Raw genomic sequence first — 16,916 nt, forward strand, 5'->3', positions numbered from 1 at the left:
CGATTCCTCTGTAGTTCAGTCGGTAGAACGGCGGACTGTTAATCCGTATGTCACTGGTTCGAGTCCAGTCAGAGGAGCCAAATTCAAAAAAGCCTGCTTTCGAGCGGGCTTTTTGCTTTTGTGAATAAATCAGCGGCGGCTGCGTTATTCATTCTCCTGCCACTGACAAAAAAACGCCCGGAACATCCCACCAGGATTTACTGACAATACCTGAGCCAGCCCGTTCCCACTGACGTAGCAGTGCGCCATCCTCACAGCGCTCGTTCATCAATGTGCGCCGCAGGTACCTTATGAGTTTCGTGAAACGCTGCGGGCGACCTTCAGCGGCACGATTATTGTGGCCGGGAATGATTTTCGCTTTTTAAAGACAAGTCCTGTCGTCCGTGCACCGTTTTTCCAACAGTTTGAGCGCGCTATCCTCATCAACATGAGAACGTCATCCAAAACTAATGGAGAAGCCATGAAAGCCATAGTCATCACCCGCGCGGCCAGCGAAGGCAGCAACATTCAATTTTTACAGGATGTCACCCTGCCAGTCCCGGCGGCTCAGGGCCACGATCTACTGATTGAAGTCAAAGCTGTTTCCGTTAACCCGGTAGACACCAAAGTCCGGGCAGGATTTAACGCTGATGCGCCACGGGTCCTGGGCTGGGACGCCGTGGGTGTGGTAAAGGCTGTTGGCGAGAAGGTTTCGCTGTTTTCACCCGGGGATGAGGTGTGGTACGCAGGAGCCCTGGGACGCCCCGGCAGCAACAGTGAGTTTCAATTGGTGGATGAGCGCATTGTTGCCCTGAAGCCCAGGACACTTAGCCATGCGGCGGCGGCAGCATTGCCGTTAACGGCAATTACGGCATGGGAACTGTTGTTTGACCGCCTGGGTATCAAAGAGAATGGTAATGAAGGTGATACGCTGCTGATTGTTGGCGCAGCCGGTGGCGTGGGTTCCATACTGACGCAACTGGCCAGAAAACTCACCAAAATGACCGTCATTGGTACAGCTTCCCGGCCTGAGAGCCAGCAATGGGTCATGGATGCCGGAGCGCACCACACGATTGATCATACCCGCCCCCTGGCGGAAGCATTGGCTGAGATTGGCATCAAGAATGTCACCCATGTGGCCAGCCTTAATCACACCGAACACCACTATGCCCAAATCATTCAGGCGCTTGCCCCGCAGGGTAAACTGGCCTTGATTGACGATCCGGATACTCTGGATGCCCGTCCTTTGAAAGCCAAGAGCCTCTCTCTCCATTGGGAATTTATGTTCACCCGTTCCATGTTTGAAACGTCGGACATGATTGCTCAGCATCAGTTGCTGACACGCGTGGCGCAACTCATTGATGAGGGTGTCCTCAAAACAACGCTTGGTGAACACTACGGCGCCATAACGGCAGAAAACCTCCAGAAAGCGCATGCCTGGATTGAAACTGGGCGCTCTGTGGGAAAAATTGTTCTGGAAGGATTCTGATAAAAGCGAGGCTGTCTGAGAGCGAGGAGCGTAAAGCGGCTTTAAAAGTGCTGCACTTCCCACCCATTTTTGGCCGACGCATACAAAAGGCCCCGTGTTCAACGGGGCCAATAAAACACTAAAGCAATAGCTTCAGCTGCTTACGAATATGATGCTGCAATACCGCCAGCATCGTCGCGCCGGAAAGCCCAATCATCAGCGCCCCGTTGATGGCCTCCAGCGGGCCAAGCAGCTTCCACTTCTCGCTCATCACAATATCGCCGTAGCCCAGCGTGGCGAAGTTCACCCCGGAGTGGTACACCGCTTCGCGCAGAGTCGAAAACTCCCCCAGCCCCTCAAACAGCAGGCCCCACAGCAGGATCTGTAACAGGTTGCCGACCAGCACCAGGGTTATCATCGCGAACAGCGCCATTACGCCAGCCAGCAGGCTTTCGCGATGGTGGAAACGACGAAAATAGACGCGAAGGCTCCCGACCGACACCAGCGACTGCAGCAGCATGTTGCACAGGATCACGGGCATGCCCATGAGCAGAGGCTCTAACATACACTCTCCGGGAAACGTCATGATTTACGGAGTATCGTTATTCCCTGAGGCATAAAGCGGGCCGTTGTTCACCCAGGCCATAAACAGCAGATAGCCGATGGAGAGCAGCGTCGCACCAATAAACATCCCCAGGATACCGCTGGCCGCCATGCCGCCGAGCGCGCCAAGCAGAACGACAGGCATCGGAGCATCCACACCACGGCCGAGCATCATAGGTTTAAGCACGTTATCAACCATGCCGGCAATCACCAGCAGGACGGTAAAGACGACGTTCACCACCGTGCCGTGATCGCCCCCCCACCACATCAGCGCAATGGCCGGGGCCGTTACCAGCAGGACCGGAACCTGAGCGATGCCAAGGATCAGCGCAAGCACAAAGAAAATGCCTGCCGCCGGAATACCCGCAAGGGCAATAATGACGCCCACCAACAGCGCCTGAATGAGCGCCACGCCAATCACCCCCTGAGCAACAGCGCGGATGGTACCGGTGCACAGACGCGTCAGCGCCGGGCCACGCGACTCATCCGTCACACGGGTAAAAATGCGCTGCGCCGTTACCGCGCCCGCCGCACCGCTGGCCATCATCACGCCCGCGATAATGAACGAAAGCACAAAGCCCAGCAGGCCACCGCCCATACTGGCCAGAATACCGAAGACCATTTTAAGTAGGTCCACCAGCTGTTTGTGGTAGGTGCTGATAAGGCCAGGCAAATCCACGGACGCCTTCAGCCACACGGCATACACTTTGCCGCCAACCAGAGGAATGGCGGCAATGCTTTGCGATGGTGCAGGCACCGACAGGTGCGCCTCGCCCAAATGGCCAATCATCGCGCTGACGCTTTCACCGAGCGACGTGACCATCATCGCGGTCGGGCCCACAATGAACAGCAGCCCCAAAGCGACCAGTATGAAAGAGGCCCTTCCCTGACGTCCGCCCAGACGCACAGCAATACGCTGGTGCAGCGGATAGAGCGTGACGGCCAGAATCATCGACCACAGCATCACGTTGAGGAAAGGACGAAAAACGGTAAAGCAGAAGGATGCGAGTGCCAGGATCAGTCCGAACTTGATGAACATATCCAGAAATCTGGCCACGATTCTCTTTTCAACGAGGAGTAGATCGCTATTTTCCATACGAGGTATTTCCGCTTAAGAAGGGTTAACGGCCTGAGTGTTGGCCCGAAAAAAGCGCTCAGTATAGAGAAGCGTAGTGCAAAAAAGAGGCAATAAATCGTTTAAAAATGGACGAATGAAACAATGGAAAATGGAATCATCACGCCCTTTCACACTGGAAAAGGCGTGATGTGAAGTGGATTAAAGCCCTGCGAAGACCAGCTTTTGCAGTTCGCCCTGCGCGAGCATTTCAATAGCCGCTTCGATATCAGGGGCGAAATAGCGATCCTGCACGTAGTGTGGCACTTTTTCACGCAGCAAATGGCGAGCCTGCTCCAGCAGCGGACTGCTGGTCAACCCTTCGCGCATATCAATGCCCTGCGCTGCCGCCAGCCACTCCACGGCAATCACGCCGCGGGTATTGGCCGCCATTTCCCACAGACGGCGACCGGCCGCCGGAGCCATAGAGACATGATCCTCCTGGTTGGCGGAGGTCGGCAGACTGTCGACGCTGTGCGGATGCGCCAGCGCTTTGTTTTCACTTGCGAGCGCCGCCGCGGTGACCTGAGCAATCATAAAGCCGGAATTCACGCCGCCGTTTTTCACAAGGAACGGCGGCAGCTGCGACATGTGGCTGTCCATCAGCAAAGCAATGCGTCGCTCCGCCAGCGAACCGATTTCAGCGATGGCTAAAGCAATATTATCCGCCGCCATCGCCACCGGTTCAGCGTGGAAGTTGCCGCCGGAAATCACTTCGTTTTCGTCGGCGAACACCAGCGGGTTGTCGGACACCGCATTGGCTTCGGTCAGCAGCACCTCTTTGGCCTGGCGCAGCTGCGTCAGGCAGGCCCCCATCACCTGCGGCTGACAGCGCAGGGAATACGGGTCCTGCACCTTGCTGCACTTCGCGTGCGACTGCGACACGGCGCTGGAATCGGTAAGCACATGGCGGTACAGCGCGGCGGCATCAATCTGCCCACGCTGGCCTCGTGCCTCATGAATGCGCGCATCAAACGGACGACGTGAGCCGAGGGCGGCTTCGGTCGTCAATGCGCCACAAATCACCGCTGAGGTAAACAACTCTTCTGCTTCGAAGAGGCCGCGAAGGGCAAACGCGGTGGAGGCCTGGGTGCCGTTAAGCAGTGCCAGCCCCTCTTTCGCCGCGAGCGTCATCGGCTCCAGCCCGGCTTTTTTCAGCGCTTCTTTCGCGGGCAACCATTCGCCGCGCCAGCGTGCTTTACCTTCCCCGAGCAGCGTCAGCGACATGTGTGCTAAAGGAGCCAGATCGCCGGATGCGCCAACGGAGCCTTTCGCCGGAATGCACGGATAAACTTCATTGTTGACCAGCGCCATCAGCGCCTCGATCACGCTCAGGCGAATGCCGGAGAAGCCGCGCGCCAGGCTGTTGATCTTCAGCACCATAATCAGGCGCACCATCGCATCGTCCAGCGCTTCGCCCACGCCAGCGGCATGAGAAAGCACCAGCGAGCGCTGGAGGTTTTCCAGGTCTTCGGTAGAAATACGGGTGGAGGCCAGCAGACCAAAACCGGTGTTGATGCCGTAGGCCGTGCGCCCTTCGGCGATAATCGCGTTGACGCAGGCGACGCTGGCGTTGATGCCAGGAACGGCGCGTTCATCGAGAGTCAGGGTTTGCGGCTGGCGGTAAACGTCCAGCAGCTGGGCCAGGGTCAACTGGCCCGGAATCAGGTTAAGCGTGCTCATTATTTCTGCCCCTGGGTTGCAGCAATCATCGGTAAATTCAGTCCTTGCTCTGCGGCGCATTCTACCGCGATTTCATAGCCCGCGTCCGCATGGCGCATCACGCCGGTAGCCGGGTCGTTGTGCAGCACGCGAGCGATGCGCGCCGCGGCCTCATCGGTGCCGTCGCAGACAATAACCATTCCAGAGTGCTGTGAAAAGCCCATTCCCACCCCGCCGCCGTGGTGCAGCGACACCCAGGTCGCGCCGCTGGCGGTGTTCAGCAATGCATTAAGGAGCGGCCAGTCGGATACCGCATCGGAGCCGTCGCGCATGGCTTCGGTTTCGCGGTTCGGGCTGGCGACAGAGCCGGAATCCAGGTGATCGCGGCCAATAACAATCGGCGCAGAGACTTCGCCCGAGCGCACCATTTCGTTGAACGCGAGACCAAGCTTTTGCCGCCACTCGAGGCCCACCCAGCAGATACGCGCCGGTAAGCCCTGGAAGCTGATCCGCTCGCGTGCCATGTCCAGCCAACGGTGCAGGTGCTTGTCGTCGCGGATAATCTCTTTCACTTTGGCGTCAGTTTTGTAGATGTCCTGCGGATCGCCGGAGAGCGCCACCCAGCGGAACGGGCCAATGCCGCGGCAGAACAGCGGACGAATATAGGCAGGAACGAAACCGGGGAAATCAAAGGCGCTGGCGACACCCATCTCTTTCGCCATCTGGCGGATGTTGTTGCCGTAATCAAAGGTCGGAATGCCCTGGGCGTGAAACGCCAGCATCGCCTGGACGTGCTCAGCCATCGACTGTTTCGCGGCTTTGACGGTGCCCTGCGGGTCACTTTCGGCTTTTTGCTGATAGGTTTCCCAGTCCCAGCCCTGCGGCAGATAGCCGTGCAGCGGATCGTGGGCGCTGGTCTGGTCGGTCACCATGTCGGGGCGCACGCCGCGTTTCACCAGCTCCGGCAGCACGTCAGCAGCGTTCGCGCACAGCGCCACGGAAACGGCACGGCCTTCGGCGGTGTATTTTTTGATGCGGGCCAGCGCGTCATCCAGGGAATCGGCCTGCTCGTCGATGTACTTTGTGCGCAGGCGGAAATCAATACGGCTCTGCTGACACTCAATGACCAGCGAACTCGCGCCCGCCAGCGTGGCGGCCAGCGGCTGTGCGCCGCCCATGCCGCCGAGTCCGGCAGTGAGCACCCAGCGCCCCTGCAAATTGCCGTCATAGTGCTGGCGACCAGCCTCAACGAAGGTTTCGTAAGTGCCCTGCACGATGCCCTGACTGCCGATGTAAATCCAGCTGCCTGCGGTCATCTGGCCGTACATCGCCAGCCCTTTGGCATCGAGTTCGTTGAAGTGTTCCCACGTGGCCCAGTGCGGCACGAGGTTGGAGTTTGCAATCAGCACGCGCGGGGCGTTGGCGTGAGTTTTGAACACGCCCACCGGTTTGCCGGACTGCACCAGCAGGGTTTCATCCGTTTCCAGATTCGTCAGGGCCTTCACGATGGCATCGTAGCAATCCCAGTTTCGCGCGGCGCGACCAATACCGCCGTACACCACCAGCTCGTGCGGATTTTCCGCCACGTCCGGGTCGAGGTTGTTCATTAACATGCGCAGCGGCGCTTCGGTGAGCCAGCTTTTAGCGGTGAGCGTGGTGCCGCGCGGGGCGCGAACGTCCTGAGGACGGTGTTTATTCTGAGACATCGGAAAACTCCTGACGGATACGATGAAGACAAGAAATATATACTTGTCTATACAATCGTTCGCAAGCCAGGATTTAACAAGTCAGATACATTTTTGTTATCTTGCGTCAGCAATCACACTTATCTGTAGCAGAGAATGCTGACGCAGGAGGGTCAGGAACCAAAATGGCCCTGTAAACGATAACGGCTGCCGGGGAAAATCAGGCGGGCGTGGGACACGATGGTTGAACGCGACCAGGTGCGACGGCGGATCAGCAGGCAAGGATCGTGCTCGTGAATGCTCAACAGACGACACTCTTCGGCGCTGGCTTTTACTGCCTCCACGATGTGCTCGCCTTCGGTGAGCGGCGCAATCAGCGATAAATAGTCATGGGCGGTGGTGGCGGTGTAATCCTGTTGCAGGTACTCCGGCACGGCGGTGGCATTGACGCAGCGATCCTCAATTTGCACCGGCACGTCGTTTTCAAAATGGACCATCAGCGAATGGAATATGCGGGTGCCTTCCGCCACGCCCAGCGCCTGGGCCTGCTGTTTATCTGCGCTCACTTCTTCCAGCAGCAAAACCTCACAGCGGTGCTGATGCTGTCTCGCGGCGATTTCATCGGCGATGCTGTGCACTTCAAACAGCGCCGACTGCCCTTTCGGCTCGGCGACAAAGGTACCGACGCCCTGCAAGCGCACCAGCAGCCCTTCGTCGGTCAACTCACGCAGCGCGCGGTTGATGGTCATCCTGCTGAAGCCGAACTGCGCCACCAGCTCTGCTTCCGACGGAATACGGTCGTGCGGACGCCAGATCCCGGCGGCAATATTGTCGCTGATGACGCGTTTGATCTTCTCATAGAACGGCGCAGGCGCGCCGTTTTGCGGTGAATACATGTTTCTTCCTTTCATATGGCGGGGGCTTCACGCCTGCCAGCAATGAACAATTTGCCAGGCGAGCCTCGCCGCCGTGCGGGCGCCCTGTCCGTCGCGATCGTAATGCGGGTTGAATTCAACCAAATCAACCGCCTGCAGCTTGCCACTCTGACACAGCGGCATCACGATACGCAACAGAATTGCCAGCGGCACGCCCAGCGCTGCCGGGGCAGACACCGCAGGCATCTCGCAGGCCGGGAGCACGTCTAAATCGATCGTCAAATAAATACGGTCATGCTCGGCAATGACTCGGGCTAAATCCTGCTGCACTTCGCTGAACGACGGGTCGAGCAGGGCTAAATCTTCCAGCACCGTGACGTTTCGTTCGTGCGCTTCCTGCCACAGTGCCTGAGTATTCGCCGCGCGGCTTGCGCCGTAGCAGGTGTAATTAAAGCCCCGCTTCTGGCTTTCGCAGTGCAGCGCCAGCTGACGGAACGGCGTGCCAGAGCTGGCAACGGCTGCGTGGCGTAAATCCAGATGCGCATCGAGATTGACGATGGCCACGTTCTCGCCGGGAAACGCATCCAGCACGCCCGAGCCATGACCGAACGCCGTTTCATGCCCACCGCCCAGTACCAGCGTCTTCATTTGTGCGCGCTGGCAGGCCAGCACTGCATCGTGCAATGCCTGCTGCGCTTCCTCCAGCTTTTCTGGCTCGGCGTGAACGTTGCCCATATCGACAAGCCTGTCGTGCCCGTGATGGCTCGCCATATTTGCCAGCGCCTTGCGAAGCGCCTCTGGCCCAAGCTCTGCCCCGGGTCGCCCTTTATTGCGTTTGACGCCTTCGTCGCAGGCAAAGCCCAGCAGGGCTATTTTCCCATGATGCGGCTCAGGGGCAAAGTCGCGTGTCACCACGACCGTCTGAAAAAGGCGTTTTGCCTCCGGCGATTCCGCGCTGTCGTCGCGCCCTTGCCAGAGATCGGCGGATGTCGGTTGCCAGAGCTTCATTTTGTCACCTCGCCGCGAAATACACGCTGCCAGAGCGGGTTACGCCCGGGCTCATAAACCATTTCCACCGGATGTTCGGCATCCCAGATGGCAAAATCGGCGACAAATCCTGCGGCCAGCTGGCCGTGGGAATTCTGTCTCCCCAGCGCCTTCGCCGCGTGGCGGGTAACGCCGGTCCAGGCTTCTTCCGGCGTCAGGCCGAACTTCACGCAGGCCATGTTCATCGCCAGATGGAGACTGGCAAACGGACTGGTGCCGGGGTTGTAATCTGTCGCCACGGCCATCGGCACGCCGTGACGGCGCAGCGCTTCAACGGGCGGTTTTTGCGTTTCATTGAGGAAATAGAATGCGCCGGGCAGCAGGACCGCGACGGTACCGCCCTCAGCCATTGCGCTGACGCCCTCTTCATCTAAATATTCAATGTGATCGGCAGAAAGGCCTTTATATTGGCTGACCAGCTGCGCGCCACCGAGTGATGAAAGCTGCTCCACGTGGCCTTTTACCGGAATGTTGAGCACCTGCGCGGCGCAGAACACGCGCTCGGTTTGCTCGGGCGAAAAGCCGACGTTTTCACAGAAAGCATCGACGGTTTCAAACAGCCCTTCCTGCCAGAGCGTCGGCAGAATCTCTTCGCAGACGAGGGTGATGTAGTCATCACCGCGCCCTTTATATTCCGCCGGGATGGCATGGGCGGCCAGGAGCGTTGGGCTTACCTCAATCGCGTTGCTGGCGGCGAGCTGCTGCGCCACGCGCAGCATTTTGCTCTCATTGTTCAGGTCAAGTCCATATCCGGATTTGATTTCGACCGTCGTCACCCCTTCCCGCATCAGCCTTTCAAGACGCTGCTGGGCCAGCCGGGTAAGTTCAGCTTCGCTGGCGGCGCGGGTGGCCTGCACCGTGGAATTAATGCCGCCACCGTTGGCGCTGATGGTCTGATACGACACGCCGTTCAGCCGCTGCTCCCACTCCGTGGCGCGGCTGCCGCCGAACACCAGGTGAGTGTGACAATCGATAAGCCCGGGCGTGACCAGCCTGCCCTCCAAATCAATACGCCTCCCCTTGCGGGTGGCGAGAGAGGATTCCGGCACTATCTCGGCGATGCGACCCTCCCGGACGATGAGTGCATGCTGTTCCAGCAAGCCATAGGGTTCGGCATGTTGAGGATCGAAGGTGGCAAGACGGGCGTTGTGCCAGATGACGTCGGTATCAGCGTGTTCAGACATGAGCGAATCACTTGTCATGGATTGTATAGACATTTATTAAGGGCAACGCGGATGATGTCAACCGCCAGGGCAATTATGTTGCTTTTTTGTGATATTCCACGCTCACCACGACGGACTTTTTTTGACTCATCGCTTCCCGTTTCGCTCAACTTAGTATAAAAAGTCAGGTTTTAGGGACCTTACCCACTTTCATCAGTCTGGAGCACCATGAACACATTATCGGTTTCCCGTCTGGCGCTGGCGCTCGCCTTTGGCGTGACGCTGACCGCCTGTAGCTCAACGCCGCCCGATCAGCAGCCATCAACCCAGGCCGCACCCGGCACCGCTTCCCGTCCAATTCTGACGGCAGGCGAAGCGAAGAACTTCGTGCAGGCGCGTTATTTCACCACGATGGATCCGAATGCGGCTCCATGGTCCCCTTCTGCTATTGCCACGCCCGCCAAAGCTGACTTCGTGGTTGGCCCGGCAGGCACCGCAGGTGTGACTCACACCACGATTCAGGCAGCTGTCGATGCGGCAATCAACCGTCGCAGCACGTCACGCGTTTACATTGCGGTGATGCCTGGCGAATACCAGGGAACCGTTTATGTGCCTGCCGCACCGGGCAGCGTGACCATCTTCGGTCTGGGCGACAAAGCCGAAGACGTGAAAATCGGCCAGGCCATCGACTCTGAAATCTCCCCGAACGACTGGCGTCGTCTGGTGAACCCGGCGGGCAAATATATGCCTGGCAAACCGGCGTGGTACATGTTCGACACCTGTCAGAGCAAGCGTGCCGCCACCGTCGGCGTGATGTGCTCGGCGGTCTTCTGGTCGCAGAATAACGGCCTGCAGCTGCAGAACCTGACCATCGAAAACAACCTCGGTGACAGCGTTGACGCCGGTAACCACCAGGCCGTTGCCTTCCGCAACGACGGTGATCAGGTGCAGCTGAATAAGGTCAACATTCTTGGCCGTCAGAACACCTTCTTTGTGACCAACAGCGGCGTGCAGAACAAACTGCAAAACGATCGTATTACCCGCACCCTGGTGACCAACAGCTACCTCGAAGGCGATGTGGATATCGTGTCCGGCCGCGGCGCAGTGGTGTTTGATAACACCGACTTCCGCGTGGTGAACTCCCGCACCCAGCAGGAAGGCTACGTGTTCGCTCCGGCGACGCAGTCCAACCTGTTCTACGGCTTCCTCGCCACCAACAGCCGCTTCAACGCTGCCGGTGACGGCGTGGCACAGCTCGGTCGCTCGCTGGACGTAGACGGCAACACCAACGGTCAGGTTGTGATCCGCGACAGCGCGATCAACGAAGGTTTCAACACCGCTAAACCGTGGGCCGATGCCGCCATCTCCAAACGTCCTTTCAGCGGCAACACCGGCGCTGAAAACGACAAAGGCGAAATTGAGCGTAACCTGAACGACAGTAACTTCAACCGCATGTGGGAATATAACAACCGCGGCGTGGGAAGCTATGTTGTGGCAGAGCCGAAGAAGTAATCAGACTTCAGCCATAAAAAAACCTCGCACTGCGAGGTTTTTTCTTTTCAGGCCGAAACTTAGTGCGCGTTGACCACCACCCACATTGGGCCCTGGCCGACGGCATAGCGCCCTTTCTCATGCAGCAGGCCCTGCTCACCCTGAATCTCATAGACCGCCAGGTGATGAGATTTCTGTCCGACCGCCAGCAGGTATTTTCCGCTGTGATCGACGTTGAAGCCGCGCGGCTGGGTTTCCGTATCCTGGAAGCCCTGCACTTCAAGCACGCTGCCATCTTCCGACACCGTGAACACCGTCAGGGTGCTGGAGGTGCGGTCGCAGGTGTAGAGGTGACGTCCGTCCGGGGTGATGTGAATGTCAGCCGCCCAGCGGGTGCCGTCGAAATGCGGAGGCATCATGTCCAGCGTTTGCACGCATTCGATTTCGCCGTGCGGATCTTTTAGCTCCCAGACGTCCACGGAGCTGTTCAGCTCGTTCACGCAGTAGGCGTACTGCTGATTCGGATGGAACGCCATATGACGCGGACCTGCGCCTTCCACGGTGGTCACTTCTGCCGGGGTCTGCGCCACCAGCTTGCCGTCGTCGCTCAGGGTAAACAGGCAGATACGATCCTGCTTAAGCGCCGGAACCCACAGGGTGCGATTATCAGGGGAGATGTTGGCGGAGTGACAGCCTTCCAGCCCTTCAACCACGTCCACCACACCAACCGGCAGGCCATCTTCCAGACGCGTCACGCTCACGCAGGCCTGGTTATAAGAACCGCTGAACAGATAGTTGCCCTGGCGGTCCGTAGAAATATGGGTCGGGCTGCCCGGCAGCGGGGATTCTGCGGTAAACGTCAGGGCGCCATCGTCCGGCGCGATGCGGTAGGCCAGCACGCGAAACTCCGGGCGCACGCCAACGTACAGGTAACGCTTGTCCGGGCTGATGACCATCGGCTGCACCTGGCCCGGCACGTCCACCACCTGCACCAGCGTCAGCTTGCCGTCGTGGTTCAGGGTCCAGACGTGGATCTGCTGACTTTCCGGACTGGCGGTATATACGGTTTGTTTCATGAAAACTCCTTTCCTTACTGCACGTGGAAGCAAATTAACAGAATAGTGAGTGCTGAAAAATTTGCCCTGCGCGCGCGGCGGTGTACCATCGTGAGCTGCACATTTTTCAACATTAACCTGGACTGCGACATGACATCACGCGTGATAGCCCTCGACTTAGACGGCACCCTGCTGACCCCGGCGAAAACCATTCTTCCGCAATCTCTTGAGGCACTGGCGCGCGCCAAAGAGGCAGGCTACCAGATTCTGATCGTCACCGGCCGACATCACGTTGCCATCCATCCTTTTTATCAGGCACTGGCGCTCGATACACCTGCAATTTGCTGCAACGGCACCTATTTGTATGATTATCAGGCAAAAAAGGTGCTGGAGTCCGATCCGCTGACCCTTTCCCAGACGATGCAGATGATCGACATGCTCAATGAGCATAACGTGCACGGCCTGATGTATGTCGAAAATGCCATGATGTACGAACAGCCCGCAGGCCACATCACCCGCGGCATAGAATGGGCAATGACGCTCCCGGAGGCCCAGCGCCCGGTCTTCACTCAGGTGGATTCCTTCGCCGATGCCGCTCAGCAGGCGGGTATCATCTGGAAGTTTGCGCTGACCGATGAAAACAGCGATCGCCTGAACGCGTTTGTGAAGCAGGTGGAGGAAACGCTGGATTTAGCCTGCGAACGCTCGTGGATTTACCAGGTCGACGTGGCCCGTAAAGGCAACAGCAAAGGCAATCGCCTGGCGCGCTGGATTGAATCGCAGAGCCTGTCGATGAAAGACGTGGTGGCATTTGGCGATAACTATAACGATATCAGCATGCTTGAAGCCGCCGGTACCGGCGTGGCGATGGGTAATGCAGATGACGCGGTGAAGGCCCGCGCCAACGTGGTGATCGGCGATAACACGGATAAGAGCATCGCCGACTTTATCTACAAAAACCTGCTGTAATCAGGCGGTAATCGACACGCTTTTAATCTGCGCATACAGCCACTGGCCTGGCTTCACCGCCAGGTCATCTCGAGCCCAGGGGCTGATGCGCGCCCACAGGGTTCGCCCGCCGACTTCAAGCTGCACTTCCACCTGCCCGTCGTTGTCAAAGCACTGAATGACTTTGGCACGCAGCACGTTGCGAATACTGGTCTGCACCGGTGGCTGAAGCACCAGCGACACGTCGGAGGCCTGAATGCGAATGCGCACCACCGACTGCACCGGACGCTCGAGTTTGCTGACCCAGAGATGCTGATCGCCGAGCGCCAGCGCGGTCATGGCGTAGTGCGGATGATGCTCCAGCACCGTCACCTTCAGAATGCTGCTCTGCTGATCCTGCGGCAGCCACGGGTGCATCACCGAGCTGCCCCACACCTCTTCCAGCGGGCCAAACGCCTTCACGCTGCCCTCTTCCAGCACCAGCACTTTGTCGGCCAGGTGCAGAATTTCGTCCAGCGAATGGCTGACGTAGAGCATCGGGATATTGATTTCGCGGGCGAGCCGTTGCAGGTACGGCAACAGCTCACGCTTGCGCGGGATATCCAGCGAGGCCAGCGGCTCATCGAGCAGCAGTAGCTCAGGTGCGGTGAGCAAGGCACGACCAATTGCTACGCGCTGTTTTTCACCACCGGAAAGGCTGCCTGGCAGCCTGTCGAGCAACGCTTCGATGCCCAGCAGCGAGACTAATTTATCAAACTGCCCGGCCATGCTTTTCGCCATGCCGTAGCGCAGGTTGCCGCGTACTTTGTAGTGCGGGAACAGGCGCGCGTCCTGGAACACATAGCCCACGCGCCGTTTCTCTGGCGAAAGGCAGATGTTCTTCTCGGTGTCGTTCAGCACGCGATCGTTGAGAACGATTCGGCCCTGCTGCGGTTTGGTCAGCCCGCTGATGGCGTTAATCAGCGATGTTTTTCCTGCGCCGGACACGCCAAACACCGCCGTAATGCCGGAGGCCGGAAGGGATTCATTGATGCTCAGACGATGGGTGCCGAGCGTCTGGGTGAAATTGAGTTCCAGCATGATTATTTCCCCGTCCTTTCGCGGCTGAGACGCGCCAGCCATTCGGACACCAGCAGCGAAACCAGCGCCAGCACGATGGAAATCAGGCACAGCCGCGCGGCAGCCCCTTCACCACCGGGCGTCTGAATCAGGGTGTACATCGCCGAAGGAATAGTGCGTGTCTCGCCCGGAATGTTGGAGACGAAAGTAATAGTCGCGCCAAATTCGCCAAGCGATCGGGCAAACGCCAGCACGGTACCGACGATAATGCCCGGCAGCGTGAGCGGCAGCGTGATGGTGAAAAACACCCGCCAGCGTCCGGCCCCGAGAGTGCGAGCCGCCTGTTCGAGTTTGATATCCACGCCTTCCAGCGCCAGGCGGATGGCGCGCACCATCAGCGGGAAAGACATTACCGCCGCGGCAAGGACCGCACCACGCCAGCTGAAAGCAAAGGTCAGGCCAAACCAGTCGTACAGCCAGGAACCGATAAACCCGCGCCGCCCCATAGCAATCAGCAATAAGTAACCGACGACGACCGGCGGCAGAACGAGAGGAAGATGAATCAGACTATCGAGAAGCGCTTTGCCCGGGAAATTGCGCCGCACCAGCAGCCAGGCAAAGAAGATCCCAAAGGGCAAACTGAATACCACCGCCAGGGAGGACACTTTCAGGCTCAGCAGTACCGCCTGCCATTCGGGATCGGTCAATATCATTAGTGCGTTGTAAATCCGTACTGTTTAAAGATGGCTGAGGCCTGCGGGCCTTTCAGGTAATCGTAGAATGCCGTCACGGTGGCATTTTTATGACCGTCGGTGATGGCAATCGGGTATTCCACTTTTTTGTGGGAGTCTTCCGGGAAGGTGCCCACCACTTTTACGCCTTTGCTGGCAACGGCGTCAGAGCCGTAAACGATACCGAGAGGTGCTTCGTTACGCTCCACCAGCGCCAGCGCGCCACGCACGTCTTCCGCCGGGGCAAGTTTTGGTGACAGGGTATCCCATGCGCCCAGCTTCTGCAGCGCTTCTTTGGCATAAATGCCTGCCGGGACGTGGTCCGGATCGCCCACCGCCAGACGGCCGCCTTTCAGCAGGCTGGTCCAGTTGGTTTTGGCGTCAATGGTGATATCGCCCTGCTCACTCGCCTTTGGAGCGACGACAACCAGGCTGTTGCCGAGCAGCGTTTCACGGGTGGCGGTATCAATCGCTTTTTTCTCTACCGCGTAGTCCATCCATTTCTGATCGGCAGAGATGAAAAGATCTGCCGGGGCACCGGCCTCAATCTGGCGGGCAAGCGTAGAGGAAGAGGCGAAAGAAGAGACCACCTCGACGTTTTTCTCTTTTTTGTATTCTTTCGCGATGTCCTGCATCGCGTTAGTCAGCGAAGCGGCGGCGAAAACGGTAATTTTATCTGCGTCTGCCGCAGCAGCGTGCCCAACAACAGCGAGGGATAATGTGGCGCCCGCAAAAAGGCGTACCCAAGTACGTTCCATCTGTAACTCCTGTGAGTGTCGTTATGTACGCAACAATATAGCGGCAAGCCCGGGCTTTTCCCAGTGCTAAATAGGGGTATACAAAAGCTACTATCGGCAGGAAGAAGAGGAACTTAAATACAAGAGAGGGATGTAAAAACGCCCGGCGGTACCGGGCGTCTCGAAATCAGTGATTTTGCTGGCGGGCGTTATCTTTGTGGCCAACGTTCGACAGTACGTTGAACACTTCACCCAGGCCGTAAATCAGCCCGAGAATGATAGCCATCACCACGGGAACCATGATCACGGCAAATACCAGACTTTTCAATAACTCTAACATGGTCAGCTCCTGACATTGTGATTCCCTCATTGTAACCGCTAAATGCGGAAATTCACTCCCCTTTTGTGCGGTGGCCTGTGTAATAATAGTTCAGCAGGACACCTTATCTCATAAGCAGGACATTGATATGCAGGCCGAAATTCTTCTTACCCTCAAACTTCAGCAGCGACTTTTTGCCGACCCGCGCCGAATCGCGCTGCTCAAGCAGATCGACGTCACCGGCTCCATCAGCCAGGGAGCGAAGAATGCCGGGATCAGCTACAAAAGCGCCTGGGATGCCATCAATGAGATGAATCAGCTGAGCGAGCAGCCGCTGGTGGACAGGGCGACAGGCGGCAAAGGCGGCGGCGGCGCGGTACTCACCCGCTACGGCCAGCGCCTGATTCAGCTTTACGATCTGCTGGCGCAAATACAGCAAAAAGCCTTCGACGTGCTGAGCGACGACGATGCCCTGCCGCTGAACAGCCTGCTGGCGGCCATCTCCCGCTTCTCCCTGCAAACCAGCGCCCGTAATCAGTGGTTCGGCACCATCACCCGTCGGGACCATCAGCAGGTTCAGGAGCACGTTGACGTGCTGCTTGCCGACGGCGAAACCCGCCTGAAGGTGGCGATTACCGCCCAAAGCGGCGAGCGTCTTGGCCTTGAGGAAGACAAAGAAGTGCTGGTTTTGCTGAAAGCGCCGTGGGTGAGCATTACGCGTGACAAAGCAATTGCCGCCGCCGCAGACAATCAGCTTTCCGGCGTCATCAGCCACATTCAGCAAGGCGAACATCAGGCTGAAGTGCTGATGAGTCTGCCGGATGGCCAGGTACTTTGCGCGACAATGCCCGCGGACGAGACCCGCGAATTAAACGAGGGCGACAGCGCGATAGCCTGCTTTAATGCGGATCGGGTTATTCTCGCCACGCTGTGCTGATGGCTTGACAATCCGGGTCATAAGACGTATCCCTGAGTAAAAT

At 58.1% G+C, this 16,916-nt stretch carries 15 protein-coding genes, 1 tRNA gene and 1 pseudogene; 5 read left to right on the forward strand and 12 right to left on the reverse strand.

Annotation, left to right across the window (positions count from 1 at the left end):
- Nucleotides 1-4: 4 nt before the first annotated feature.
- Nucleotides 5-80: transfer RNA gene (locus CRO87_RS21630), tRNA-Asn, on the forward strand.
- Between the two features lie 380 nt (nt 81-460).
- A complete protein-coding gene (locus CRO87_RS21635) occupies nt 461-1,468 on the forward strand; it encodes a zinc-binding alcohol dehydrogenase family protein (RefSeq protein ID WP_097164965.1) in 1,008 nt (335 codons plus the stop codon).
- A gap of 118 nt (nt 1,469-1,586) precedes the next feature.
- Here the strand turns inward: CRO87_RS21635 and CRO87_RS21640 are convergent, their stop codons facing one another.
- The 7 genes and pseudogenes from CRO87_RS21640 to hutI form a co-directional block, all read right to left on the reverse strand.
- Nucleotides 1,587-2,012 carry an ion channel gene (locus tag CRO87_RS21640; protein ID WP_097164966.1) on the reverse strand — a complete coding sequence of 142 codons (426 nt, stop codon included), beginning with the start codon at nt 2,010-2,012 and terminating at the stop codon, nt 1,587-1,589.
- Nucleotides 2,013-2,036: 24 nt separating this feature from the next.
- Nucleotides 2,037-3,146 (reverse strand): AI-2E family transporter, encoded by a 1,110-nt coding sequence (locus CRO87_RS21645; protein WP_097164967.1) that lies wholly within the window; start codon nt 3,144-3,146, stop codon nt 2,037-2,039.
- 180 nt (nt 3,147-3,326) lie between these two features.
- Complete coding sequence (hutH, locus tag CRO87_RS21650; protein ID WP_097164968.1) at nt 3,327-4,847, reverse strand: histidine ammonia-lyase; 1,521 nt, start codon at nt 4,845-4,847, stop codon at nt 3,327-3,329.
- Nucleotides 4,847-6,532 carry a urocanate hydratase gene (hutU, locus tag CRO87_RS21655; protein WP_097164969.1) on the reverse strand — a complete coding sequence of 562 codons (1,686 nt, stop codon included), beginning with the start codon at nt 6,530-6,532 and terminating at the stop codon, nt 4,847-4,849. The genes hutH and hutU overlap by 1 nt, the downstream gene beginning before the upstream one ends.
- 152 nt (nt 6,533-6,684) lie before the next feature.
- Nucleotides 6,685-7,407, reverse strand: a complete 723-nt coding sequence (locus CRO87_RS21660) for a histidine utilization repressor (protein ID WP_097164970.1) — start codon at nt 7,405-7,407, stop codon at nt 6,685-6,687.
- Nucleotides 7,408-7,434: 27 nt separating this feature from the next.
- Nucleotides 7,435-8,394 carry a formimidoylglutamase gene (gene hutG, locus CRO87_RS21665; protein WP_097164971.1) on the reverse strand — a complete coding sequence of 320 codons (960 nt, stop codon included), beginning with the start codon at nt 8,392-8,394 and terminating at the stop codon, nt 7,435-7,437.
- Nucleotides 8,391-9,690: pseudogene (gene hutI / locus CRO87_RS21670) on the reverse strand (imidazolonepropionase). Before hutI ends, hutG begins: the two are co-directional and overlap by 4 nt.
- Before the next feature lie 134 nt (nt 9,691-9,824).
- Here hutI and CRO87_RS21675 point away from each other — a divergent pair.
- Nucleotides 9,825-11,108, forward strand: coding sequence for a putative acyl-CoA thioester hydrolase (locus CRO87_RS21675; protein WP_097164973.1), 1,284 nt, complete (start codon nt 9,825-9,827; stop codon nt 11,106-11,108).
- A gap of 59 nt (nt 11,109-11,167) precedes the next feature.
- On the opposite strand, the gene pgl is transcribed toward CRO87_RS21675, so the two are convergent.
- Nucleotides 11,168-12,163: a 6-phosphogluconolactonase gene (gene pgl / locus CRO87_RS21680; protein WP_097164974.1), complete on the reverse strand. Its 996-nt coding sequence runs from the start codon at nt 12,161-12,163 to the stop codon at nt 11,168-11,170.
- Between the two features lie 129 nt (nt 12,164-12,292).
- Here pgl and CRO87_RS21685 point away from each other — a divergent pair, with 129 nt between their 5' ends.
- The gene (locus CRO87_RS21685; protein ID WP_097164991.1) at nt 12,293-13,111 is read left to right on the forward strand and encodes a pyridoxal phosphatase; all 819 of its coding nucleotides are present in this window, start codon (nt 12,293-12,295) and stop codon (nt 13,109-13,111) included.
- On the opposite strand, the gene modC is transcribed toward CRO87_RS21685, so the two are convergent.
- The 4 genes from modC to CRO87_RS21705 form a co-directional block, all read right to left on the reverse strand.
- A complete protein-coding gene (gene modC, locus CRO87_RS21690; RefSeq protein ID WP_097164975.1) occupies nt 13,112-14,170 on the reverse strand; it encodes a molybdenum ABC transporter ATP-binding protein ModC in 1,059 nt (352 codons plus the stop codon).
- 2 nt (nt 14,171-14,172) lie between these two features.
- Nucleotides 14,173-14,862 (reverse strand): molybdate ABC transporter permease subunit, encoded by a 690-nt coding sequence (gene modB, locus CRO87_RS21695; protein ID WP_097164976.1) that lies wholly within the window; start codon nt 14,860-14,862, stop codon nt 14,173-14,175.
- Nucleotides 14,862-15,638 (reverse strand): molybdate ABC transporter substrate-binding protein, encoded by a 777-nt coding sequence (modA, locus tag CRO87_RS21700; protein WP_097164977.1) that lies wholly within the window; start codon nt 15,636-15,638, stop codon nt 14,862-14,864. The genes modB and modA overlap by 1 nt, the downstream gene beginning before the upstream one ends.
- A 166-nt stretch (nt 15,639-15,804) precedes the next feature.
- Complete coding sequence (locus tag CRO87_RS21705; protein WP_097164978.1) at nt 15,805-15,957, reverse strand: AcrZ family multidrug efflux pump-associated protein; 153 nt, start codon at nt 15,955-15,957, stop codon at nt 15,805-15,807.
- 127 nt (nt 15,958-16,084) lie between these two features.
- On the opposite strand from CRO87_RS21705, the gene modE reads away from it, so the two are divergent.
- Complete coding sequence (gene modE, locus CRO87_RS21710) at nt 16,085-16,873, forward strand: molybdenum-dependent transcriptional regulator (protein ID WP_097164979.1); 789 nt, start codon at nt 16,085-16,087, stop codon at nt 16,871-16,873.
- Nucleotides 16,874-16,916: the final 43 nt, after the last annotated feature.

The organism is Enterobacter sp. CC120223-11, from assembly GCF_900215375.1.
Lineage (GTDB): Bacteria > Pseudomonadota > Gammaproteobacteria > Enterobacterales > Enterobacteriaceae > Scandinavium.

What these genes read in the sequence shown, in the direction of transcription:
- CRO87_RS21635 (WP_097164965.1), top strand. Translation starts at nt 461, where the DNA reads ATGAAAGCCATAGTCATCACCCGCGCGGCCAGCGAAGGCAGCAACATT.
- CRO87_RS21640 (WP_097164966.1), bottom strand. Translation starts at nt 2,012, where the DNA reads ATGTTAGAGCCTCTGCTCATGGGCATGCCCGTGATCCTGTGCAACATG.
- CRO87_RS21645 (WP_097164967.1), bottom strand. Translation starts at nt 3,146, where the DNA reads ATGGAAAATAGCGATCTACTCCTCGTTGAAAAGAGAATCGTGGCCAGA.
- hutH (WP_097164968.1), bottom strand. Translation starts at nt 4,847, where the DNA reads ATGAGCACGCTTAACCTGATTCCGGGCCAGTTGACCCTGGCCCAGCTG.
- hutU (WP_097164969.1), bottom strand. Translation starts at nt 6,532, where the DNA reads ATGTCTCAGAATAAACACCGTCCTCAGGACGTTCGCGCCCCGCGCGGC.
- CRO87_RS21660 (WP_097164970.1), bottom strand. Translation starts at nt 7,407, where the DNA reads ATGTATTCACCGCAAAACGGCGCGCCTGCGCCGTTCTATGAGAAGATC.
- hutG (WP_097164971.1), bottom strand. Translation starts at nt 8,394, where the DNA reads ATGAAGCTCTGGCAACCGACATCCGCCGATCTCTGGCAAGGGCGCGAC.
- CRO87_RS21675 (WP_097164973.1), top strand. Translation starts at nt 9,825, where the DNA reads ATGAACACATTATCGGTTTCCCGTCTGGCGCTGGCGCTCGCCTTTGGC.
- pgl (WP_097164974.1), bottom strand. Translation starts at nt 12,163, where the DNA reads ATGAAACAAACCGTATATACCGCCAGTCCGGAAAGTCAGCAGATCCAC.
- CRO87_RS21685 (WP_097164991.1), top strand. Translation starts at nt 12,293, where the DNA reads ATGACATCACGCGTGATAGCCCTCGACTTAGACGGCACCCTGCTGACC.
- modC (WP_097164975.1), bottom strand. Translation starts at nt 14,170, where the DNA reads ATGCTGGAACTCAATTTCACCCAGACGCTCGGCACCCATCGTCTGAGC.
- modB (WP_097164976.1), bottom strand. Translation starts at nt 14,862, where the DNA reads ATGATATTGACCGATCCCGAATGGCAGGCGGTACTGCTGAGCCTGAAA.
- modA (WP_097164977.1), bottom strand. Translation starts at nt 15,638, where the DNA reads ATGGAACGTACTTGGGTACGCCTTTTTGCGGGCGCCACATTATCCCTC.
- CRO87_RS21705 (WP_097164978.1), bottom strand. Translation starts at nt 15,957, where the DNA reads ATGTTAGAGTTATTGAAAAGTCTGGTATTTGCCGTGATCATGGTTCCC.
- modE (WP_097164979.1), top strand. Translation starts at nt 16,085, where the DNA reads ATGCAGGCCGAAATTCTTCTTACCCTCAAACTTCAGCAGCGACTTTTT.